Source organism: Mesorhizobium kamtschaticum (genome assembly GCF_056174585.1).
On record NZ_CM149691.1, the window covers coordinates 1,995,356 to 2,017,383 of the forward strand.

The 22,028-nt window shown below is 64.3% G+C and carries 19 protein-coding genes; 10 read left to right on the forward strand and 9 right to left on the reverse strand.

What is annotated here, in order from left to right:
• Window positions 1-118: 118 nt before the first annotated feature.
• The 3 genes from AC0V7N_RS09855 (at window position 119) to AC0V7N_RS09865 (ending at window position 2,150) form a co-directional block, all read left to right on the forward strand.
• A complete protein-coding gene (locus AC0V7N_RS09855) occupies window positions 119-490 on the forward strand; it encodes a response regulator (protein ID WP_010911735.1) in 372 nt (123 codons plus the stop codon).
• Window positions 491-552: 62 nt separating this feature from the next.
• The gene (locus AC0V7N_RS09860) at window positions 553-1,518 is read left to right on the forward strand and encodes a tetratricopeptide repeat protein (protein WP_475456854.1); all 966 of its coding nucleotides are present in this window, start codon (window positions 553-555) and stop codon (window positions 1,516-1,518) included.
• Complete coding sequence (locus tag AC0V7N_RS09865) at window positions 1,464-2,150, forward strand: tetratricopeptide repeat protein (RefSeq protein ID WP_475456856.1); 687 nt, start codon at window positions 1,464-1,466, stop codon at window positions 2,148-2,150. Before AC0V7N_RS09860 ends, AC0V7N_RS09865 begins: the two co-directional genes overlap by 55 nt.
• A gap of 9 nt (window positions 2,151-2,159) precedes the next feature.
• On the opposite strand, the gene AC0V7N_RS09870 is transcribed toward AC0V7N_RS09865, so the two are convergent.
• Window positions 2,160-3,110 carry an EamA family transporter gene (locus tag AC0V7N_RS09870; RefSeq protein WP_496627814.1) on the reverse strand — a complete coding sequence of 317 codons (951 nt, stop codon included), beginning with the start codon at window positions 3,108-3,110 and terminating at the stop codon, window positions 2,160-2,162.
• Window positions 3,111-3,332: 222 nt separating this feature from the next.
• On the opposite strand from AC0V7N_RS09870, the gene AC0V7N_RS09875 reads away from it, so the two are divergent.
• Entirely contained in the window at window positions 3,333-4,190 is an 858-nt protein-coding gene (locus tag AC0V7N_RS09875) for a LysR family transcriptional regulator (protein WP_475456860.1), read from the forward strand.
• Between the two features lie 47 nt (window positions 4,191-4,237).
• Here AC0V7N_RS09875 and AC0V7N_RS09880 read toward each other — a convergent pair whose 3' ends face one another.
• Complete coding sequence (locus AC0V7N_RS09880) at window positions 4,238-6,817, reverse strand: TIGR02302 family protein (RefSeq protein ID WP_475456862.1); 2,580 nt, start codon at window positions 6,815-6,817, stop codon at window positions 4,238-4,240.
• 124 nt (window positions 6,818-6,941) lie between these two features.
• On the reverse strand, window positions 6,942-7,883 hold the full coding sequence (locus AC0V7N_RS09885; protein ID WP_475456864.1) for a threonine/serine dehydratase: 942 nt from the start codon (window positions 7,881-7,883) through the stop codon (window positions 6,942-6,944).
• Between the two features lie 50 nt (window positions 7,884-7,933).
• Here AC0V7N_RS09885 and AC0V7N_RS09890 point away from each other — a divergent pair, with 50 nt between their 5' ends.
• On the forward strand, window positions 7,934-8,236 hold the full coding sequence (locus AC0V7N_RS09890; protein ID WP_475456866.1) for an ArsR/SmtB family transcription factor: 303 nt from the start codon (window positions 7,934-7,936) through the stop codon (window positions 8,234-8,236).
• Window positions 8,237-8,254: 18 nt separating this feature from the next.
• Here AC0V7N_RS09890 and lysA read toward each other — a convergent pair whose 3' ends face one another.
• The 3 genes from lysA to argH all read right to left on the reverse strand — a co-directional run bounded on the left by lysA (window position 8,255) and on the right by argH (window position 11,288).
• Window positions 8,255-9,523, reverse strand: coding sequence for a diaminopimelate decarboxylase (lysA, locus tag AC0V7N_RS09895; RefSeq protein ID WP_475456868.1), 1,269 nt, complete (start codon window positions 9,521-9,523; stop codon window positions 8,255-8,257).
• Between the two features lie 64 nt (window positions 9,524-9,587).
• The gene (locus tag AC0V7N_RS09900; RefSeq protein WP_172223614.1) at window positions 9,588-9,794 is read right to left on the reverse strand and encodes a hypothetical protein; all 207 of its coding nucleotides are present in this window, start codon (window positions 9,792-9,794) and stop codon (window positions 9,588-9,590) included.
• A 93-nt stretch (window positions 9,795-9,887) separates the two neighbouring features.
• A complete protein-coding gene (gene argH, locus AC0V7N_RS09905) occupies window positions 9,888-11,288 on the reverse strand; it encodes an argininosuccinate lyase (RefSeq protein ID WP_475456870.1) in 1,401 nt (466 codons plus the stop codon).
• A gap of 37 nt (window positions 11,289-11,325) precedes the next feature.
• Here argH and tlpA point away from each other — a divergent pair, with 37 nt between their 5' ends.
• On the forward strand, window positions 11,326-12,006 hold the full coding sequence (gene tlpA, locus AC0V7N_RS09910) for a thiol:disulfide interchange protein TlpA (protein WP_475456872.1): 681 nt from the start codon (window positions 11,326-11,328) through the stop codon (window positions 12,004-12,006).
• A gap of 4 nt (window positions 12,007-12,010) precedes the next feature.
• On the opposite strand, the gene AC0V7N_RS09915 is transcribed toward tlpA, so the two are convergent.
• A complete protein-coding gene (locus AC0V7N_RS09915) occupies window positions 12,011-14,467 on the reverse strand; it encodes a putative bifunctional diguanylate cyclase/phosphodiesterase (RefSeq protein WP_475456874.1) in 2,457 nt (818 codons plus the stop codon).
• A 362-nt stretch (window positions 14,468-14,829) separates the two neighbouring features.
• Between AC0V7N_RS09915 and AC0V7N_RS09920 the strand changes: the two genes are divergently transcribed.
• The 4 genes from AC0V7N_RS09920 (at window position 14,830) to ugpC (ending at window position 19,214) form a co-directional block, all read left to right on the forward strand.
• Window positions 14,830-16,182: an extracellular solute-binding protein gene (locus AC0V7N_RS09920; protein WP_475456876.1), complete on the forward strand. Its 1,353-nt coding sequence runs from the start codon at window positions 14,830-14,832 to the stop codon at window positions 16,180-16,182.
• Window positions 16,183-16,293: 111 nt separating this feature from the next.
• A complete protein-coding gene (locus tag AC0V7N_RS09925) occupies window positions 16,294-17,178 on the forward strand; it encodes a carbohydrate ABC transporter permease (protein ID WP_475456878.1) in 885 nt (294 codons plus the stop codon).
• Window positions 17,179-17,185: 7 nt separating this feature from the next.
• On the forward strand, window positions 17,186-18,100 hold the full coding sequence (locus AC0V7N_RS09930) for an ABC transporter permease subunit (protein ID WP_475456880.1): 915 nt from the start codon (window positions 17,186-17,188) through the stop codon (window positions 18,098-18,100).
• 13 nt (window positions 18,101-18,113) lie between these two features.
• On the forward strand, window positions 18,114-19,214 hold the full coding sequence (gene ugpC, locus AC0V7N_RS09935) for a sn-glycerol-3-phosphate ABC transporter ATP-binding protein UgpC (protein WP_475456882.1): 1,101 nt from the start codon (window positions 18,114-18,116) through the stop codon (window positions 19,212-19,214).
• 43 nt (window positions 19,215-19,257) lie between these two features.
• Here ugpC and AC0V7N_RS09940 read toward each other — a convergent pair whose 3' ends face one another.
• Window positions 19,258-20,340 (reverse strand): ABC transporter ATP-binding protein, encoded by a 1,083-nt coding sequence (locus AC0V7N_RS09940; RefSeq protein WP_475456884.1) that lies wholly within the window; start codon window positions 20,338-20,340, stop codon window positions 19,258-19,260.
• On the reverse strand, window positions 20,337-21,917 hold the full coding sequence (locus AC0V7N_RS09945; protein WP_475460265.1) for an ABC transporter permease: 1,581 nt from the start codon (window positions 21,915-21,917) through the stop codon (window positions 20,337-20,339). Before AC0V7N_RS09945 ends, AC0V7N_RS09940 begins: the two co-directional genes overlap by 4 nt.
• Window positions 21,918-22,028 lie beyond the last annotated feature (111 nt).

The following is a 22,028-nucleotide window of genomic DNA, read 5'->3' on the forward strand; positions in this document are numbered from 1 at the left end:
GCGAGAGCCTTGCACCGGCAAGTTCTGAAAAAGCCCTTAACGGTGCCAGAAAAATTAGCCTGGTCGGACGCTGGGGGCTTTCAGAAAAAGTCAACTTTTCGCGGCCAAATTGCCGGCCATGGCAAAGCTTTTGATCGTCGAGGACGATGAGTCCGTCCGTACCCTCGCAGCCCGCGCGCTCGAACGCGCCGGCCACGCAATCGATATCGCCGCCGATGGCGCTCAAGGCCTGGCGCTGATACGCGCCGCGCATGGCGGTTACGATCTCGTCGTCTCCGACATCCGCATGCCGGAGATGGACGGCATCGAGATGGCGATCGCGGCGGCGGCGCTTTTTCCGGCGATGAAGATCATGCTGATGACCGGCTATGCCGACCAGCGCGAGCGCGCCGAGGAGTTGAACGGCATCATCCTCGATGTCGTGCAAAAACCCTTCACGCTGGCCGAGATCCGCTCACGCGTCGAACGGGCGCTGATCTGCTTCGCCTAGATAACGTGACAATCCATCTTCGCATCCCCTAATATGCTTGCGGGCAGCTTGGGGTGAGAAGAATGGCGCGTCAGCGTCGCAAGGTTGAGTCGACAGCAGAAGAACAGCCTGCAAGCGCGGAAACTCCGGCGTCGCCGGAGCGGCCACGGCGTCTGCGCGACAGGTTTTCGCTTGCCGGGTTCGACACATGGTCGACCACAGTTCGCAGCATTTTCCTGAACGCGCTCTTCCTGGTTGCTGTCATCATTGTTTTCCCGGTGCTGGTCAGCCAGTTCCGCCGTGACGAGGTGGTTATCGAGCCGATCGCCGTGCCCGAGGCGCTGAGCAAGGAAGGCCTGACCGCCGATGTTGCGGCAAGCCGCGTCTGGGATGGTCTTCAGGACGTGACGGCGAAGGCCAAGACCAGCAAGGCAAGCATCAGCGCCATCCCGCAATCACGCCGCGTCGAGTTTTCCTTTCCCGACTCCGGCTTCTCGATCGAATCGCTGATCTTTCATGTGCGCCGTCTGTTCAACGCCTATGAGACGCGCATTTCCGGTGAATTCGTCTGTTCCGACGAGGCATGCGGCCGCTCGGGGTTGCGCTTGCGGCTGCGGGTCGTGCGCGACACGGTCGAGATCATCGATCTGCCACCGATCGGCGACCGCCCCGAGCGGGAATATTTCGCCGATGCGGCCTCCAGCATCATGGGGACCCTTGATCCGTTTATCGCCATCGCCGCCGATGCCGAGAAGGAACCGCTGCGGGCGACGACACTGGCGCGGCGGCTGATCCGCTCGCACCACAAGGATGCCAAATGGGCCTACAATCTCGTCGGCCTCATCCGCTACAATGCTAACGACCTGCCAGCCGCTATCGAGGATTTCAGGGCAGCGATCGCGCTCGATGCCGGTTTTCTGCCGGCGCGCCTCAATCTGGAAATGTGCTGCGTGTCTCCGGCGACCTTGACGGAGGCCAGGTCGAGTTCAGCGAAGTGCATGGCCGCGACGCGACCAACGCGCTCGCCGTCGAGGGTTTCTCCGACATAGCGATGGCGCGTAAGCAGCCCGACGATGCGATCAAATTCCTGGTCGAGGCAGCCGATCTCGATCCAGAGAATCCGCGCTATTATGCGAAGGCCGGTAAGATCGAGCTCGATCGGGGGCGCAAGGAGCAAGGCGTCGGTCTATTGCGCCGTTCGCTCGAACTCGATCCCGGCTACATCGTGGCCTTTGCCTATCTGGCGTCGATGTATATTGGCGACGGCAATTACGAAGAGGCGGAGAAGGTGTTTCGCGACGCCGCCGACTATTCGCCGCAAAATGCCGAAGCGCAGGCGCAGGATGCCAATCTGCTGGCCTTGCTGCACAAATGGGATGCCGCGGCGCAGCGCTATGACCGCGCCAAGATCATCGAGCCCGGCAATGCCGGCTACTGGCTGGAATATGCCCGCTGCCTGCAGGCGCTCAGTCAGCAGAAAGAGGCGTTGGAGGCGCTGGAAACGGCGGTCAAGCTGGCGCCCGACAAGGCCGAGATCTACAGCGCGCTTGGCGACAGTTATCGCGACACCGACCGCAAGCCCGAAGCGATCGCCGCCTACAAGAAGTTTCTGGAGTTGGACAAGACCAACTCGCCGACCCGGCCAATCGTCCAACGCTTCATCGAAATTCTCTCCGGCTGATATCCAGCTTCATGCCGTGTCTCCGGTAGTGGCAAGCACCGGCGCGGCACTCTTGCGGCGCTCGGTGTTGAGCGCCTGCAGGCCGGCGCCGATGATGAGCGCCGCGCCGACGACGGTCGTCGACCGCGGCACCTCGGCGAAGAACAGAAAACCCCACAGCGGCGACCACAGAATGCCGGTGTATTCGAAAGTGGCGACGCGGTTGGCCGGCGCCAGCCTGTAGCCCTGCGACAGAAGAATCATGCCGGCGGAGGCGACGAAACCGCAGGCGGCCATCTTGAGGAAATCCGGCAGCGTCGGCCATATCCACGGCCGCACCAGGAACTCCAGGCTCGGGTGGACGGCGTGGGTTATGCCGGCGAGATGGAATGTGCCGGCGACCACGGCGGCGCCGACGAGATAGGCGCCGTTCTGATAGAAGGCCATGACGGTGGACGATTCGGTATCGCCGATCTTGCGCGCCATCAGCTGCGAAAAACCGTAGAGCGCCGCCGAGCCCAGCGACAGCAGCGCCGCCCAGTCGAACAGGCCAGCGCCGGGACGCACCATCACGATGACGCCCAGCAGCCCGATCAGCACCGTCGCCAGCGTCCGCCAGGAGACGCGCTCGCCAAGATACGGCCCGGCCAGCGCCATGATGAACAGCGGCGCCATGAAATAAAGCGCCACCGCGTCGGCCAGCGGCAGCGCGGCGATGGCCAGATAATACACGGTGTAGGAGGTGAACTGGATGAAGGCGCGTATCGTCAGCAGGCCGAACCGCTTCGACAGGATTGCCCGTAAGCCGACATCGGCGTGGACGAGGATGATCAGGATCGGCAAGGCGACGATCGAGCGGATCGCCATCACTTCGGTCACGGGATAACCGCTCGACACGGCTTTGACGAGCGGGTCCTGCAGCGAGAAGACCAGCACGCCCAGGCACAGGCTCAGGATGCCGCGCACCATCCTATTCTGCATCTGCGTTCCGGCTCCTGCGTGTATGATCCGAAGCTGTCGCCTGCGGGGTAAAAAGAACCCGCCACCGTTTCGGGCAGCGGGCACGAGTGAGGACTCTTTATTGGTCCGCGGCTGATTTCGCAGCTGCATATCCAATGGGTGTCATAACTATCGTCCGGCGTTTGACATGTTGCAAACGAATTGGAATGATACCAGCAATCAAATTTGCTTATGATGGATATCATGCGTCCAACCCTCGACAGCGATCTCCTGCGCACCTTCGTGGCCATCGCCGAGGCCGGCAATTTCACGCGGGCGGCCGAGCAGGCCGGCCGCACCCAGTCGGCGGTGTCGATGCAGATGAAAAAGCTGGAAGAACTGGTTGGCGACAGCCTGTTCGAGCGCGGCTCGCGCGGCGTCGCGCTGACGCGGCGCGGTGGCGAACTCATCGTCAACGCTCGCCGCATCGTCTCGCTGCTCGACGAAACGGCGGCCTCGATGGCGGCGGCACCGCTGGGCGGACCGGTGCGCATCGGCATTCCGGAGGAGTATGGCCACGCCATCCTGTCGCGCGCGCTGGGCGCATTCTCGAAGCGCCACACCAAGGTCGAGGTCACGGTGCGCTACGCGCATTCGGGAGCACAGCTGGCGGCGCTCGCTGCCGGCGAGCTTGATCTCTGCGTGGTGTTCGAATGGCAGAATCCGGCCGGCGGCGAGGTGCTGATGCACGATCCGACCGTCTGGGTGACGTCGACCCTGCATCACATGCATGAGGAACGTCCGGTGCCGATCGCGCTCTACAACCGGGCCGGCTGGTGCAAGGACTTTGCCATCAAATCGCTGGAGCAGCGCGGACTTGGCTATCGTGTCGCCTATACCAGCGACACCACCGGCGGCCTGAAGCTTGCCGTCACCTCGGGACTGGCGATCGCGCCGATCTCGCGCAGCAACATTCCGGACGGCTGCCGTGAGCTGACGTCCGTCGACGGGTTCGGCGACATCGATTCCTCCAATGTGGTGATGCACCGCAACCCGAATGCGTCAGGCGAGGCGATCGACGGCATGCAGGAGGCGATCCGCGAGGCGTTCGTCAACCGGTAGATCGGCCAACGGCTGCATGGAAATGCGGCCGGTTGCACTCGCCGTAGCTATTTCAGCTCGAGCAGCCGTTCCAGATAGCTGCGCTCGATGTCGGGGCTGAGCGCATTGCCGAGCCGCTTGCGGATCGCTTCCAGGATCTGGCGGGCGCGCTGGACGTCGATCTCGTCGGGCACTTTCACCGAATCGCCGAAATCCGGACCCTGGCTGGCGCGCGGCCGGCCGAGCGGGTCGCGGTCGGCATTCTGCTGGCGACCGCCTTCCTGGCTGCCGCCCTGGTCGCCCTGCATGGCCTGCATCTGCTTCATCATGTCCTTGGCGCCCTTGCGCAACGCCTCGAGCGCCCGGCCCTGGTGACCGACGGCCTCGTCGCCCTGGCCCTCGCCAAGCGCCTGTTCGGCATTGCCCATCGACTTGCCGGCCTCGCCGAACCCTTCATTGGGCTCCATGCCCATGCCTTCGAGGCCTTTCTTCAGCTGCTCCAGGTCGCTTTTCAGCTGGCCCTGGCCTTCCTGCAGCTGCTTCAACGCGTCGGCGAACTCCTGCGGCGTCATTTGCTGTTTCGGCCTGGCGAGCGGATCGCGGTCCTGGCCAACGCCCGGCAAGTCCTGGTCCTGGCCGCCGCCGGACTGATCGTTGGGGTTCTTGCCGCGCTGCATCTGGTCCATGCGGAAGGTGTCGTTCATCATCTCCTGCTGCCGCCGCAGGATCTCGCCGAGCTTGTCCATCTGCTGGCGCATCCGGCTGTCCTGCTCGCCGCCCTGCTGCTGCCGGCCTGCCTGGAGATTGTTCATCATGTCCTGCAGCTGCGACAGCAATTGCTGCGCCTTGTCGCGATCGCCCGACTTCGCCAGATTCTCGATCTGGTCCATCATGCGGTCGATGTCGCTCTGGCGCAGTTCCTGGCCGTTCTGCTGCATCTGCGGCGCGTTCGGGTTCTGCTTGGCGCGTTCGGCGAATTCCTGCAGGAACTGGTTCATCGCCTCGCGCAGTTCCTTCATCGCCTTTTCGATTTCCTGGTCGCTGGCGCCGTTCTTGATGGCGTCCTGCAGCGCCTGCTGCGCCTGGCGCAGCCGCTTTTCAGCGGCCGAGAGGTTGCCCTCTTCGATGCCGAGCGCGATTTCCCAGAGATAGGCGACCTCGCTGCGCAGCTGATCGTCGTTCCCGGCGAGCTTCAGCCGGCTGCGCGCGCTCATGATGGCGAGGTAGTGGGACATGGTGTCGAACGTGTCTTCGGGCCGCAGCGTGATGGCGTCCATCAGGTCGAGCACGCGCGGCCTGGCATTGGCGTCGAGCGCCAGCAGGCGGCGCTGTTCGATCACCGCCCGCGCCAGCGGGTTGGCGAACGGCCGCTCGGGCATCACCAGCGTCTTGGTCTCGCTCGAGGCGGTGTGGCCGGCATCGTCGGTGGCGACCAGCGTCAGCTTGATGCTGTTGCCGGCCCAGACATGCTCGGTCAGGTCCTTGGTGGTCCTGGCGGCATTCGACTTGCCGCCGCGGCGCGGCAGCGACAGCGGCATTTCGGGCGGCCCGTAGAGCGGATGCGCGCCCGGCGCCTGCGGGTCGGCCAGTTCGAAGACCGCCTTGGCGGTGGCGGCGCCATAGTCGTCGTCGATCTGGTAGTTGAGTTCGAAGGCGCCGTTGGCGGCGCGCTTGGGCTCGCCGACGAAGCGGATCTGCGGCGGTTTGTCCGCGGTCACGGCGAAGGCCCAGCGGCCAAGCTGGTTCTCGCCCGATTTCAGCGTCAGCGTGCCGTCGCCGGTCAGTTTGCCGGTGAACTGGCGCACCTTGGAGGGCGTTGCTGGGCTAGCTGCCGGTTTGGCTGTCGTGGCGGCCTGAGGCCCGGCCGGGTCGATGGCGCGCGCATTGCCATCCTTGTCGGCATAGGCAAGCGTTTCCTCGCCGGAGCCTCCGGTGACGCGCAGCGAGACATCGCTGCCTTCGGGCACATGAAACGTTGGCGTCGCCTGGTTGGCGTCGGCGGTCAGGAAGATCGGCGGCTTGCCGGTATAGGCCGGCGGCGTCACCCAGGCATCGATGCGCGGCGGCACCGCATCATGCGCGCCGTGGGCGCTGAAGCCGTCGGCAATCCTGCCGCCGGTCGGTCCGAAGGAGAAGGCAAAGGCGGTGACGAGCAGGAGTGCCGCCACGGCGCGCAGCCCCCAAGGGTCGTGCTCCGGCACGCGCGTGCGCGGCAGGTCGGCGCTGAGGCTGCCGAGCTTGGCCGCCATGCGCTTCTGGTGTTCGCGCCACAGCGCCTGCGAGAAGCTGCTGTCCCGGCCGCTTGGCCGATCGGCCTGCACCAGCACGGGACTGTGCAGCAGTTCGTTGGCGGCCTCGATGCGGCGATCGACCTCGGCGGCACCAGGCAGGCGGAAGAAACGCAACGGATAGAGCGCTGCCAGCCCTGCCAGGCCGAACCCGGCGACAAGGCCGATGCGCGCGACATCCGGCAGCCGGGAGAAAATACCGAACCAGGAGATGCTCAGGAACAGGCTGGCGACGATGATCAGCGGCAGCAGCAGCGGCCAGCCACGCTCGACCAGCATCGAGACCCGTGTCGCCAGCCGGCTCAGGGCCAGGCGTCCAGCCAGGCCGCGGTCGTTGCTGAAGGTGGGTCGTTGCGTCATCGGCCCTTCCTGGAATCGGACAGGATAGCCCGTTCCTTACGACTCGAAGAATACCAGCAAACACGGCAAAGGCGAGGCGCTTTCAAAAAACGTGAAGCCCGCGGTCATAGTTCCATGGTCGCAGTTAGAAGGTCGCGGGGTTGGCATTCGCCCCACAGACCAGCACGGCGACGCGTTCACCCGCTGCCGGCGTGTAGCGGCCAGACAGGATCGCGGCGAAGGCAGCAGCACCTCCCGGCTCGGAAATGATGCGCACCCGGTTCCACAGCGCCTTCTGCGCGGCGATGATGTCGTCGTCGCTGACCAGGATGGAGCGTTCGACGAAGGCCTCGGCGATCGGGAACATCATTTCGCCGACGCGCTTTGGCGCCAGCGAATCGGCGGCGATGCCTTCCGCCGGCGCGTCGACGGGATGGCCGGCCTCGAAGGCGCGATGCAGCGTCGGCGCGCCCTCCGGCTCGATGGCGATGATGCGGATGCGGCCGGCGTACCAGGCGGCGATGCCGCCGATCAGGCCGCCACCGCCGACGGCGACCAGCAGCGTGTCGATCTCAGGCAGATCGTTCTCGATCTCAAGCCCGAGCGTGCCCTGGCCGACCAGCGTTTCCTCCTGGTTGAAGGCGTGGATCTGCAAGGCGCCGGTTTCCTCGGCGAAACGTTCGCTGGCGGCCAGCGCTTCGGCATAGCGGGCACCGCCGACGACGAGGTCGGCGCCATAACCGCGAATACGGTCCAGCTTGGCCTGCGGGCTCACCTCAGGAACGAAGATGGTTGCCTTGTGGCCGAGCCGCATGGCGGCATAGGCGACGGCGGCGCCATGATTGCCGCCCGATGCGGCGACGACGCCGGCCTTGGGGACCGGCCGTTCGAGCAGGTTGGTGAAGGCGCCGCGCGCCTTGAACGAGCCGGAATGCTGCAGGCATTCGAGCTTGAGGTCGATCGCCAGCGGCGGCCGGTCGAAGTCGGTCATGTCGACGCGCAGCACCGGCGTGTGTCTGATATAGGGGCGAATGCGCGGTTCCATCGCGGCAATGCGTTCGCGTGTGACGGTGTTGCCCTGCGACATGACGATCTCCTTGGGATTGACAGCAATTAGTAACTTGGCAAAATGGCTAAATGCAAGAGGTTGATGTCTTCAAGGCGATCGCCAACGAACGCAGGCTGCAGATCCTCGACTGGCTGAAGGATCCGCGCGCGCATTTCCCGGCTCAGGCGGATGGCGATCTGGTCGAGGACGGCGTTTGCGCGCTGCTGATCGCCGAGAAACTCGGCATCACGCAGGCGACGCTCTCCGAGCATATGCGCGTGCTCACCCAGGCCGGCCTGCTGCGGCCCAAGCGCATCAAGCAATGGACGTTCTACCGCCGCGACGAGGCGGGGATTGCCGACACAAGGGCGCTCCTCCAGAACCGGCTGTAGTTCTGTTGTAAGCGGCTTCTATGCCAGCCAGTCGGGCACCGAATCCAGCCCGATCAGATCGTCATAGGTCAGGCGCGGACGCACGACGTGGAAGCGGTCGCCGTCGACCAGCACCTCCGGCACCAGCAGGCGGGTGTTGTAGGTGCCGGCCTGCACGGCGCCATAGGCACCGGCCGTGGAAACAGCGACGAGATCGCCGGCCTTCAGCCTGGGCAGATCGCGGTCGAGGCCGAGATAATCGCCGGTCTCGCAGACCTGGCCGACCACGTCGACCATCATGCGCGGCGTGTCGGCCGGCGGCTGCACGACCGGCTTGATGTCGTGGAAGGCATCGTAGAGCGTCGGCCGGATCAGATCGTTCATGGCGGCGTCGACGACCAGAAAATTCTTGGCGTCGCCTTCCTTCACGAAGATCACTTCCGAGACGAGGATGCCGGCATTGCCTACGATCAGCCGACCCGGCTCGAACATCACCTTCAGCCCGAGCTTGGTGACATGCTTCCTGACGACCTGGGCGTAAGCATCGGGCAAAGGTGGCGGGTTGTTGTCGACGCGATAGGGAATGCCCAGCCCGCCGCCGAGATCGACATGATCGATGGCATGGCCATCCGCCCGCAGCGCGCCGACCAGATCGACCAGCAGGGCGAAAGCGTCGTCGAAGGGCTGCAACTCAGTGATCTGGCTGCCGATATGGGTATCGATGCCAGTGACCTTGATGCCCGGAAGCGTTGCCGCGCGGGCATAGACCTGCCGCGCCCGCTGCCAGGCAATGCCGAACTTGTTCTCGGCCTTGCCGGTGGAGATCTTCTTGTGGGTCTTGGCGTCGACATCGGGATTGATGCGCAGCGAGATCGGCGCCACCTTGCCGAGGGCCGTGGCACGGGCCGACAGCAGCTCGAGTTCCGGCTCCGACTCGACGTTGAAGCAAAGGATGCCGGCTTCGAGCGCAAAGTCCATTTCGCGCGCGGTCTTGCCGACGCCCGAGAACAGGATCTTGCTGGGCGGGACGCCGGCGGCCAGCGCCCGGCGCAATTCGCCTTCCGAGACCACGTCGGCGCCGGCGCCGAGCTTGGCCAGGGTCCGCAGCACCGCCTGGTTGGAATTGGCCTTCATGGCGTAGCAGACCAGCGCGTCCAGCCCGGCAAAGGCCTGGGCGAACACCCGGTAGTGCCGGGTCAAGGTGGCGGTGGAGTAGCAGTAGAACGGCGTGCCGACCTGTGCGGCGATATCAGGGATTGCCACGTCTTCGGCATGGAGCACGCCGTCGCGGTAGTCGAAATGGTTCACGAGAGTGGTTCCGGAAAGTTGGAGCACGAAGAGATCGGGCTGGAAAGCCCCGGTCTCATACGCTCTAGATCAGCGGGTCGAGGAAGAACTTCTTGTCCTTGACCGGTTTTTCCGGCTCCGGCGGCAGCGGCTGTTTGGCCCTCTCGGCATCCTTGCGCGCCTGTTCGGCGGCTTCATAGGGCGTGTCGAGACCGGCCTTGCGGCCGCAGGCGGTCACGGCGGCCATCGCCACCAGCAGCGTCAGCGTCACCAAAATCCTGCTTCCGGTCATCGATCCATCCGTCCGAAACGTTTTGTCAGCCGCCGCTTTTAGCCGAGTTCTCGGCGTATTGCACCCCGGATATTGCCGTCGCAATATCGGGCATCAGCCTTTCGCCAGTCGCTTTTTCCAATAGCGAATCTGCTTCCGCACTTCCGAGGGCGCGGTGCCGCCGAAACTGGTGCGGCTCTTGACCGAGTTTTGCACCGCCAGCACCGAGAAAATATCCGAGGTGATGCCGGGGTTGATGGACTGCAGATCCTCCAGCGAAAGCTTCTCCAGGCTCACCTTCCTTTCCTCGGCCAGCGCCACGGCGCGGCCGGTGACATGATGCGCCTCGCGGAACGGCAGGCCGAGCGTGCGCACCAGCCAGTCGGCGAGGTCGGTCGCGGTCGCGTGGCCGGAGCCGGCGGCCTTCTTCATCGCGGCCGCGTTGACCGTCATGTCCGAGACCATGCCGGTCATCGCCGCCAGCATCAGGTCGAGCGTCTCGGCGGCATCGAACACCGATTCCTTGTCTTCCTGCATGTCCTTGCCATAGGTCAAAGGCATGCCCTTCATGACCGTCAGCAAGCCGACCAGATGGCCGTTGACGCGGCCGGTCTTGCCGCGCACCAGTTCGGCGGCGTCGGGGTTCTTCTTCTGCGGCATGATCGACGAGCCGGTGGAAAACGAGTCCGACAGCCTGATGAAGCCGAACTGCGGTGTCGACCAGATGATGATCTCTTCCGCCAGCCGCGACAGATGCGTGGCGCAGATCGCGGCCATGGCGAGGAACTCCAGCGCGAAATCGCGATCGGAAACGCTGTCCAGCGAATTGCGCATCGGCTCGCGGAAGCCGAGCGCTTTTGCCGTCTGGTGGCGGTCGATCGGGAAGCTGGTGCCGGCGAGGGCCGCCGCACCCAGCGGGCTCTCGTCCATCCTTTCGATCGCGTCGCGCACGCGCGACAGGTCGCGCGCAAACATCTCGACATAGGCCACGCAGTGGTGGCCAAAAGTCACCGGCTGCGCCGCCTGCATGTGGGTAAAGCCCGGCATCACGGTCGCGGCATGCTCCTCGGCCCGCTCCAGCAGCGCCCGGATCAGGCCCTTCAGCGCTTCGGCGACGCGGAAGCATTCGTCCTTGACCCACAGCCTGAGATCCACCGCCACCTGGTCGTTGCGCGAACGCGCGGTGTGCAGGCGGCCGGCGGCCGGGCCGATCAGCTCGGCGAGGCGGGATTCGACATTCATGTGGATGTCTTCCAGCTTGGTCGAAAACTCGAATGTGCCGGCCTCGATCTCTTTCAGGATCGTGTTCAGCCCGTGAGCGATTTTTTCTTGATCGGCCGCCGAAATAATGCCCGTTTGCGCCAGCATCTCGCTATGGGCGATCGAGCCGCGGATGTCCTGCGCGTAGAGTTTGCGGTCGAACGAGATCGACGCGTTGATCGCTTCCATGATCGCGGCCGGACCCGAGGCAAATCGTCCGCCCCACATCTGGTTGCTGGTCTTCTTGTCGCTCATCGCTATAAAACCCGTGCTTCGGAGCAGTTTTGAGAACATGGCAGACGGAAACAGATTTTTCCCGGCCCCGCGCCTGATCCTCGCCGCCCTGGGGGCGGGAGCGCTGGCCGGCGCGGTCGCGGTATATGTCAGCGAGAGCCGGTCTGGCAACAATGCACCGGCGCAAGTGGCCGTCGGCGACAGCAAGGACGACGTCGCCTGCGCCGCCAAAAGCGACCGCGCCAAGAAAGTCGCCGCCGCTGCGACCGGCGAAGTCGCCGCCCTGTTGCCCGCCGATCCGCCGCAATCCATGAAGAGCCTTGCCTTCAATGGCCCGGACGGCAAACCGATGACGATCGCCGACCATGCCGGCAAGACGGTGCTGCTCAACCTCTGGGCGACATGGTGCGCGCCGTGCCGTGCCGAAATGCCGGCGCTCGATGCGCTGCAGAAGGAGAAAGGCAGCGACGCCTTTCAGGTCGTCGCTGTCAATGTCGATACCGGCGACGATGTGAAGCCAAAGAAGTTCCTCAGGGATACCGGCGTCGAGACGCTCGGCTACTACCGGGATTCGACGGTGGCGCTGTTTAACGATCTCAAGGCACGCGGCCTGGCGCTCGGCCTTCCCGTCACCATGCTGATCGACGGCGAAGGCTGCCTGATCGCGCATATGAACGGCCCGGCCGAATGGTCGAGCCCCGACGCCAGGCGGCTGGTCGAGACGGCACTCGGATCCTAAGCGATCAGGCTGAGCGCACGCTTGGCTTGAGCAATACGAGGCCGCCGCTATCCTGATGTTTGGCGGTCCGTACCCGCGTGGGCTTGGCGTGGCCGGTCAGGTCGTCGAACGCTTCGATCGGCGCCGGCTTGCCGAGATAGTAGCCCTGGCCGATCTCACAGGCTTCCGCATCCAGGAACTTCAGCTCGCCAAGCGTCTCGACGCCTTCGGCAAGAACCGGCAGGCCAAGGCCGCGCCCCAGCCCCAGCACGGCGCGCACGATCGCCGCGACCTGGCCGTTGGTGTCGACCGCCTTGATGAAGGAGGAGTCGATCTTGATCTTGTCGAAGGGGAAGGCGCGGAGGTTCGAGAGAGAGGAATAGCCGGTTCCGAAATCGTCCATGGCGACGCGCACGCCAAGCGCCTTGACCTGCCGCAGGCTTGCCAGCGCACGCGGCATGTCCTTCACCAGTGCGGTTTCGGTGATCTCGAGTTCCAACCTGGTTGCGGCAAGACCTGTCTTCAGCAGGGTCTCGTGCACCTTGCGGCTGAAATTGGGATTGTGAAGCTGTACCGCGGAGACGTTGACGGCGATCGTCAGCGGATTCTCCCAGCGGGCGGCTTCCGCGCAGGCCGCGTCGAGTACCCAGTCGCCGATCTGCCCAATCGCGCCGCTGTCCTCGGCCACAGGGATGAATATTGCAGGGGAAACGTCGCCGCGTTCGGGATGGCGCCAGCGGATCAGGGCTTCGAAGCCAAGCATCTTGCCGCTGCTGATCTCCTTCTGCGGCTGGTAGACGAGGTAGAATTCACCACGCACGACGGCCTGGCGCAATTCGTGTTCCATCACGCGCTTGTCGCGGGCCTCGGCGCCCATCGACGCCTCGAAATAGCGAAAAGTGTCCCTGCCTTCGGTCTTGGCGCGGTAGAGTGCCGTGTCGGCATGGCTGATCAGGCTGGTCTGGTCTTCGGCATCGAGCGGATAGATCGCGATGCCGATGCTGGCCGAGACCAGGCCGCCGCCAACCGCGGCCCGGTTTTCCTCGCGCATGGCGGCGAGCAGCGAGCCGGCGATGCGGCCCGCCGCCTGCGGGTCGGGCAGGTTGGGGGCGATGATGGCGAATTCGTCGCCGCCGAGGCGCGCAAGCATCTGTCCGTGGCGCAGAATGCCGGCTGCGCAGCTTGCCACCTTCTGCAGCATCGCATCGCCGGCGCCATGTCCGTAAAGGTCGTTCACCTCCTTGAAGCGGTCGAGGTCGAACAGCAGAAGCGCAAGGTGCCGGCCTTTGACGCCCTTGTCGGCATTGGCGGTCCGTTTCATGGATGCAATTTCCATGTCGAGACGGCTGGAAAAGGAGCGGCGGTTGGCAAGTCCCGTCAGCGGGTCGAAATGAGCGAGGCGGAGGATCTCCTGCTCCGCCTTCTTGCGTTCACGGATGTCGCGGACGGCGATGACGTTGTGGGGCTTGCCGCAATAGTCGATGCTTCGGGCGATCAGCTCAACGGGAATTAGCGTTCCGTCGCGGTTCCTCAACTCCGCCTCCCGCGGCTGGCCTTCCAGGCTGGCCGCGTCGGTTGCGGTGTGTTCGTCGAAGAGCTCGCCCAGTTCCATGCCGTTCAGCGCTGCTGCCAGCGTGCCGGTCAGCCTGCCCATGCTGTCATTGGCGCTGACGATGCGATTGCCGTCGCAGACGATCAGGCCCTCCACGGCGGCGTTGGCCAGGCCGTGCATGCGATCGACCTCGAGCTTCTGGCGACGGAAGCGCAAATCGATCCACAGCGCCGATGCCGACAGCACCAGGATCACCAGCGTGGCGGCCGCGGCCGCGAAGGCCTGCGAGGTCGGCTCGATCGTGTATTCGGATATGACGATCGAGGAATCGGGAAAGATCGAGACAGCGCCCATGCCGATGAAATGCAAGGTGCAGATGGCCAGCGTCAGCAGCACCGCGCCGACGGATGTGGCTGATAGGGAGGGGCGGCGCAGAACGACACGCAGCGCCAGCGCCCCGAGTGTCACGCCGGCCAGCAGGGAAACGGCGACGAGCAACAGGTTCCATTCGATGCGGCCCTGGACCTCGAATGCCGCCATGCCGATGTAGTGCATGGCCGCGATACCGCCGCCCAGAACGGCGCCGCCGACGAGATGATACTCGAACTCGTCGCGCAAGGTGGCGATCCACATGCCGGCCGCCGTCAGCGTGACCGAAGCGGCGAGCGAGAGCACGGAGAGCCACGGATCGTAGGCACTGGGTATGCCCGGTGTGAACGCAAGCATGGCGATGAAATGCGTTGCCCAGATGCCGAAGCCGGTCGAGGTGGCCGCAATCATCAGCCAGGCAAGCCGGTTCCGGTCTGTCGAGCGGCTGATGTGATGAAGCAGGCTGACAGCAGAGAAACAAGAAATTCCGCAGATCAGCGCGGCGAGTGCGACCAGTCTCAAATCGTGCTGGTTCACGATACAATTGTAGACCGTCAACATCTTATTTCCCCAAGCCCATTGGAAATAAAAACGAAATATGACTGATTACTGCTTGGCTGTTGAAGGATCGATAAGGCTCCCTGCAACCAGAGCGTGCTTCCCCGGCGCACGCCCGTCAGTCGCCGCACAGCATTTCATCGTCCTTTAGCCGGATAATCATGGTCTTTACGTATTCGACAGTCGCCCTAGCTACCTCAGACGCCGGTGTGCCGTGTTGATGCCGGCCAAGCCGCCGAGGGAGAGGAGCGAGCAGCTGTGCAAAGGCCGGAGAGCCACAACAGAACTGTCACATACCTTCTCTAAGAGAGCCGGCAAGGACTTGCGCAAGACCCTTGTCACCAGCCACTCAAGAGGGAAAAACCATGACTATGATCAAGCGGGGCTTCGTTGCCCTCGCCGCTGGTGCGCTCAGCACCGCGCTGGCGATGCCTGCCTTTGCGGAACCGGTAAAATTCGATTTCTGGTTCGGCCTTTCGGGCGATCTCGCCCGTGTCGTCGATACGATGTGCAAGAACTTCAATGCCTCGCAGACCGACTATGAAGTCGTCTGCACCAGTCAGGGCAATTACGACGCCACGCTGCAGAACACTATCGCCGCCTTCCGCGCCGGCAAGCAGCCCGCCGTCGTCCAGGTCTACGACGTTGGCACCGCCACCATGATGCTGTCGGGCGCCTACAAGCCCGCTGACAAGCTGATGGAAGAAAACGGCTACAAGATCGACTACGCCGACTATTTCCCCGGCATCGCGCGCTACTACGCGACGTCGAAGGGCGAGATGCTGTCCTTCCCGTTCAATTCCTCGACCCCGCTGATGTACTGGAACAAGGACGCCTTCGCCAAGATCGGCAAGACCGAGGCGCCGAAGACCTGGGAAGATGTCGGCGCCGACCTCAAGGCGATGAAGGATGCCGGCTACGAATGCCCGATGGCCATCAACATCTCGGCCAACGAAAGCTGGCAGCTGATGGAGCAGTTCTCGGCGCTCCACAACCAGCCGATCGCGACCAAGAACAATGGCTATGACGGTCTTGATGCGCGTCTCGAAGTCAACAAGACCAAGTTCGTCCAGTACGTCACCGACCTCAAGAAGTGGTATGACGCCGGTCTGATCAAGATCAAGTCCAAGGATCTCGGCCAGGACATGGTCCAAGCCTTCGCCTCGGGCACCTGCCAGGTCATCCTGACCTCGGTCGGTGACCACGGCACGGTCGGCAGGACCCAGAAGGAAGGCATGAACTGGGATGTCGCCGAACTGCCGGTCTATGCCGGCACGGAGCGCAAGAATTCGCTCGTCGGCGGCGCTTCGCTGTGGGTGCTTTCCGGCAAGTCGGATGCCGAATACAAGGGCGCGGCGGCCTTCTTGAACTTCATCCACGATCCCAAGACCGCCTTGTTCTGGTCGACCAACACCGGCTACATCCCGGTGACGAAGTCGGGCTTCGATTACCTGAAAGGCCAGGGCTTCTACGACAAGGCCCCCTACAAGGGTCGCGAAGTCGCCATCGCCAGCCTGACCGCGTCCGAGCCGACCGAAATCACCCGCGGCATCCGGCTGGGCAACTTCACCCAGATCCGCGCCGAGTTCGGCACGCAGATGCAGGCGATCTTCGCCAACAAGGTCAGCGTCCAGGAAGGCCTCGACACGCTGGTCAAGAATGGCGACGCCATCCTCGACCGCTTCCAGCAGACCTATCCGGGCAAGACCCTGCCCTGATCGCTGGAAATTTTCAGGCCGCCCGTCGACTCCTGTGCTTCGAGTCGACGGGCGGTTGTTTCGCGTATTTAATGCAAACGTGACTGGCCGCTCAGCGGCATCGGCGGACCGATGGAAAAACGCGTCACTTTCAGCAGCTGGACGATCGGCATCCTTTTCGCGGTGCCGCAGCTGCTCCTGATCTTCACGTTCTTCTACTGGCCGGCCGGCCAGGCGGTGTACTGGTCGCTGACGTTGCAGCAGCCCTGGGGCGGCGGCAACATCTGGGTCGGGCTCGACAATTTCCGCTCGATCCTGGCCAACGCCGACTACTGGAATTCGATCACCGCCAGCCTCGTCTTTGCCGGGATCAGCACCGGGCTTGCGATGTTCATCGCGCTCGTGCTCGCTGCCTTGACCGATCGGCAGCTCGCAGGCTCGCGCCTCTATCGCGTGGTGCTGATCTGGCCCTACGGCATCGCCGCACCGGCGCTGGCGCTGGCGTTCCGCTTCATCCTGGCGCCGGAGGCGGGGTTCCTTTCCGTCATCAACCGGATGTGGCCGGGGATCTGGGATCCGGGTCTCGATGGCGCGGATGCCATGGCGTCGATCATCGTCGCCTTCTCGTGGAAATATGTCGGCTACAACTTCATTTTCTTCATGGCCGCGTTCCAGGCCATACCCCGCTCGCTGATCGAGGCCGCCGCAATGGACGGTTCGGGTGTCATCAGGCGTTTCTGGGACATCCAGTTCCCGCTGATCACGCCGACGATCTTCTTCCTTTTGGTCATCAACATCACCGAAAGCTTCCAGGATTCCTTCGGCATCGTCGACATCATGACATCAGGCGGCCCGGCGAATGCGACCAATCTGATGGTCTACAAGATCTATTCCGACGGCTTCAAAGGTTTGGATTATTCGGGCGCCGCCGCGCAGAGCATCATCCTGATGCTGCTCATCATCGTGCTCACCATCTTCCAGTTCCGCTTCATCGAGCGGCGCGTGCACTACGGGTGAGGATGACATGGTAGAGCGCACCCCATTCCTCAATTTCTTCACGCATCTGATCCTGTTCGTCGGTTTTGTCTTCTGCGTCGCGCCGTTCGTGGTCGTCGCCATCGCCGCGTCGCACAACCTGCGGGATGTCAACGATGTGCCGATGTCGCTGATGCCGGGCAGCGACTTCTGGGTCAACATCAAGACGGCGTGGGTGACGGCCGATCTCGGCCCCAAGCTGCTCAACAGCTTCATCGTCGCCGGCGGCGTGGCGGCGGGCAAAGTGATCATTTCGGCGCTCACCGCCTTTTCGATCGTCTATTTCCGCTTTCCCGGCCGGATGTTTATCTTCTGGCTGATCTTCGTCACCCTGATGCTGCCGCTGGAAGTGCGCATCGTGCCGACCTACGCGGTCGTCGCCAATGTGCTGTCGCCCTATCAAGCCATCCTCGACGTGACAGGCTTGGGCTGGCTGATCGAGAAGGTGTCAGGCGTACAGGTCTCGCTCAGCCTCGGGCTGCTCAATTCCTATCCCGGCCTGATACTGCCGCTGGTCGCCACCGCGACCGGGACGTTCCTGTACCGGCAGTTCTTCCTGACCGTGCCTGATGAGCTCACCGAGGCAGCGCGTATGGATGGTGCAGGGCCACTGCGTTTCTTCATCGATGTGCTTTTGCCGCTGTCGCGCAACAACATGGCCGCGCTCGGCACCATCATGTTCCTGTGGGCCTGGAACCAGTATCTGTGGCCGCTGCTCATCACCACCGACCAGTCGCACGCGATGGCGGTGACCGAGCTCAAACAGCTGATCCCCAATGTCGGCGGCACTCCGGAATGGCACATTGCCATGGCCGGCACGCTGATCGTCATGCTGCCGCCGCTGCTTGTCGTGGTGCTCATGCAACGCTGGATTGTGCGTGGCCTGATCGCCACCGAGAAATAACAGGAGACAAAAAATGGCCTCCATCACCATTCGCGGCGTCAAGAAGAATTACGCCAAGACGCAGGTCGTGCACGGTGTCGACCTCGACTTCGCCTCGGGGGAATTTGTCGTCATCCTCGGGCCTTCCGGCTGCGGCAAGTCCACGCTGCTGCGCATGATCGCCGGGCTGGAAGACATTTCCGGCGGCACGATCGCGATCGACGGCATCGTCGTCAACAGACTGGAACCACGCGAGCGCGGCTGCGCCATGGTGTTCCAGAACTACGCGCTCTATCCGCATATGAGCGTGGCGCAAAACATCGGCTATTCGCTCAAGGTGGCCGGCGTTCCCGCCGCCGAACGCACACAGCGCATTCAGGCGGTCGCCCGCACGCTCGAACTCGAACATCTGCTCGACCGCAAGCCGATGGCGCTTTCCGGCGGCCAGAGGCAGCGCGTCGCCATGGGCCGCGCCATGATCCGCGAGCCGAAAGTGTTCCTGTTCGACGAGCCGTTGTCCAATCTCGACGCCAAGCTGCGTGTCCAGATGCGCTCGGAAATCCGCAAGCTGCATCGCCGGCTGAACGCCACCTCCGTCTTCGTCACTCACGATCAGGTCGAGGCGATGACGCTGGCCGACCGGCTGGTGATCATGAACGGCGGAAAGGTCGAGCAGGTCGGTACGCCAGGTGAGATCTACACCCGCCCGGCCAGCCGCTTCGTTGCCACCTTCGTCGGCGCGCCGGCGATGAACATTCTCGAAGGCACGGTCGAGCTCGACGGGCTGTCGCTGCTCGGCGGCAGCCGGCGCCTGGCGATGACACGCGCCGGCCTGCCAGTCGGCACGAAGGTCGCGATGGGCATCCGGCCGGAAGCCGTTCGGCTGGTGGCGCCCGGCACGGCCGGCGCGCTCGACGCCACCGTCGACCTGGTCGAGGAACTGGGCGCGGGGCGGGTCATCTATGTCGATCTCGACGGCGCGCCGTTTTCGGTGATGACGTCGGAGGCCATCCACCCCGAGCCCGGCAGCACCGTCGGCCTGAAGGTCTTGCCGGAGGACATGCATTTCTTCTCGTCGGAGACGGGAAGCCGCCTCGATGTCTTCAAGGCGTCCGTGCCCGAGCCGGCGCTCTGATCTGGAGCCTCATTGGGCGCTGACCGGCGCCCCGCTCGACTGCTCAGGCGAATACATGCGCCTTTCCCGACACGGTGAGCCGGACGATCTCGCCGACCGCCGGCGCGTCCATGCCGGATTTGCGCAAGATCAGCGGCGTGTTGCCGATCGCGGCCGCATCCGGCGGATCGGCATTGTTCAGGAGCCGCACCGCGATCGTGCATGTCGATCCGGCGAATTCCGATTCCGTCACTTCGCCGAACAACATGTCAGTGGTGCCCGACATGCCTTCGCGCGATGTTCTCTTCAGGGCAATCTGCTCCGGCCGCAGCATGATGCGGGCAATATCGCGGCTCTCATTGGTGTCGACTGCGATGCGGCCGAGCGGCGAGTTGGCGAAGCCACCCGCGATCTTCGCCGGCAGGATGATGGCGTCGCCGAGGAACTCGGCGATCATCCTGTCCTTCGGCTTGAGGTAGAGATCGCGCGGCGTGCCGACCTGCGAGAACTTGCCGTCGCGCATCACCGCCACCTGGGCAGCGAAGGACAGCGCCTCGGCCTGGTCGTGCGTCACCAGGATGGTGGTGATGCCGGCCGCCTCCAGCAGTTCGGCCACCGCCTTGCGCATCGAGGCGCGCAGACCCGTGTCCAACGCCGAGAACGGCTCATCGAGCAGCATCAGCCGCGGCTTCATCGCCATGGCGCGGGCGAGCGCCACGCGCTGCTGCTGGCCGCCGGAGAGTTCGTGCGGGCGGCGCTTGAGGATCGCCTTGTCCAGCCCGACGATATAGGCGAGTTCGATGATGCGTTCGGCGCGCTTGTCCTCGCCCCGGTCCATGCCGAAACCGATATTGTCCGATATGGTCAGATGCGGGAACAGGGCGCCGTCCTGCGCCACCACGCCGATGCCGCGGCGATGTGCCGGGACAGCGGCGCCACCATTGGCCAGCACTTCGCCGTCGAGCACGATGCGGCCCTGGTCAGGCGCCTCGAAACCGGCGATCAGCCGCAGCAAGGTGGTCTTGCCGCAGCCGGAGGGGCCGACGATTGCGGTCCGGCTGCCGCTGGCGACACTGAGGTCGACGCCGGCAAGGGCTGCGACCGGGCCGTAATGCTTGTGCAGACCGCTGATTTCGAGAAAGCTCATCGTCCGGCCATCCGTTTCGACTGGACATAGAGCAGCCAGGTCAGGGGCAGCGACATCGCCACCATGATGAAGGCGTAAGGGGCAGCCGAGGCGTAGTCGATCTCGCCGCTGTAGGACCAGAACGCCATCGCCAGCGTGCGGGTGCCGTTCGGCGCCAGCATCTGGGTCGCGGTCAGCTCGTTCATGATGCCGAGCGCCACCAGCGCCATGCCGGCCGCGGCACCGGGCGCCGACAGGCGGATGGTCGTCGACCACAGCGCGTTGAGCGGACGCCGGCCGAGGCTGGACGCGGCGCGCTCGAGTTCGACCGGCGCCTGGGCGATCGAGGCGCGCAGGCTGACCAGGGCACGCGGCAGGAACATGAGTGCATAGGCGACCAGGATGGTGAACAGCGTCTGATAGAGTGGCAGGGCGATGCGCACGGTGATGGTGACCAGCGCCAGCGCGATGACGACACCCGGTAGCGAGCCGACGATGTAGTTGCAACCCTCCAGCAGGCGCTGCAATGGTCCCGGCGCGCGGATCGAGATCCAGGCCATCGGCATGGCGGCGACAGTGGCGAGCAGTGCTCCGGCAACCGCCAGGAACAGCGTCTGGCCGAGCGCCAGGCCAATCTCGTCGAGACGCCAGACGTCGGCGCCGCCGGCGACGAGCCAGCGGCCGATGGTGATGAACGGTACGCCAAGCGCCAGCAGCGTGGTGACGACAAGCAAGAGCAGGCTCGGTACGGTGGCGCGGCCGAGGCGTGTGCGTTGCTGGTAGCGCGCCGCGCCGGAGCCGACACGGGCATAGCGCTCCTCGCCGCGCACCAGCACTTCGAGGCCCAGAAGCACGAAGCAACAGGTCACCAGCACGCCGGCCAGCATGTTGGCGGCCGGCCCGTTGAAGGTCGACTGGAACTGGTCGACGATGGCCGTGGTGAAGGTGTCGAAGCGGATGAAGACATAGAGGCCGTATTCGGCCAGCAGATGCAGTCCGACCAGCAACGAGCCGCCGCAAATGGCGAGCCTGAGTTGCGGCACCACGACACGCCAGAAGACGCGCCAGGGTCCAAGGCCAAGGGCGGCGGCAGCATCCTCCAGGGCCGGATCGAGACGACGCAGCGCCGCCGATACGGGCAAATAGAGGAAGGGAAAATAGGCGATCACCGACACCAGCACGCCGGCCCACAGGCCGTGCAGCCCGGGCACCATGGAGATCCAGCCATAGGAGTGCACGAAAGCGGGAATGGCGAGCGGCGCCACGCACAACCAGGCCCACAGCCTGGCGCCGGGCAGGTCGCTGCGCTCTGTCAGCCAGGCCAACGCAACAGACAGCACGATGGCGATCGGCACGGCCAGCAGCACCAGCAGCGTGGTGTTGACCAGCAACTCGCCGACGCGCGGCCGGAAGACCAGCGCTGAAACGGTCTCCCAGCCCGTCTGCACTGCGATCCAGATGATGAAGGCCAGCGGCACAAGGGCGAGCAGCGAGACGAAGACGGCGGCTGTGACAAGCCAGGGTGCTGCCCGCCGTTGCGGCCTTCGACGCATCTTCATCGGCAGGTCCGAGCGCGTGAGATCGACGGCGGACTGCATCAGGTCAGACGCCGTGCCGCTGCCGTCCGGCGGCAGCAATTGAAGGACCACGGTCGGCGGTCAGGAACGCAGCGTGTCGTCATCGACGAAGGCCATCTCGAAAATAAAACG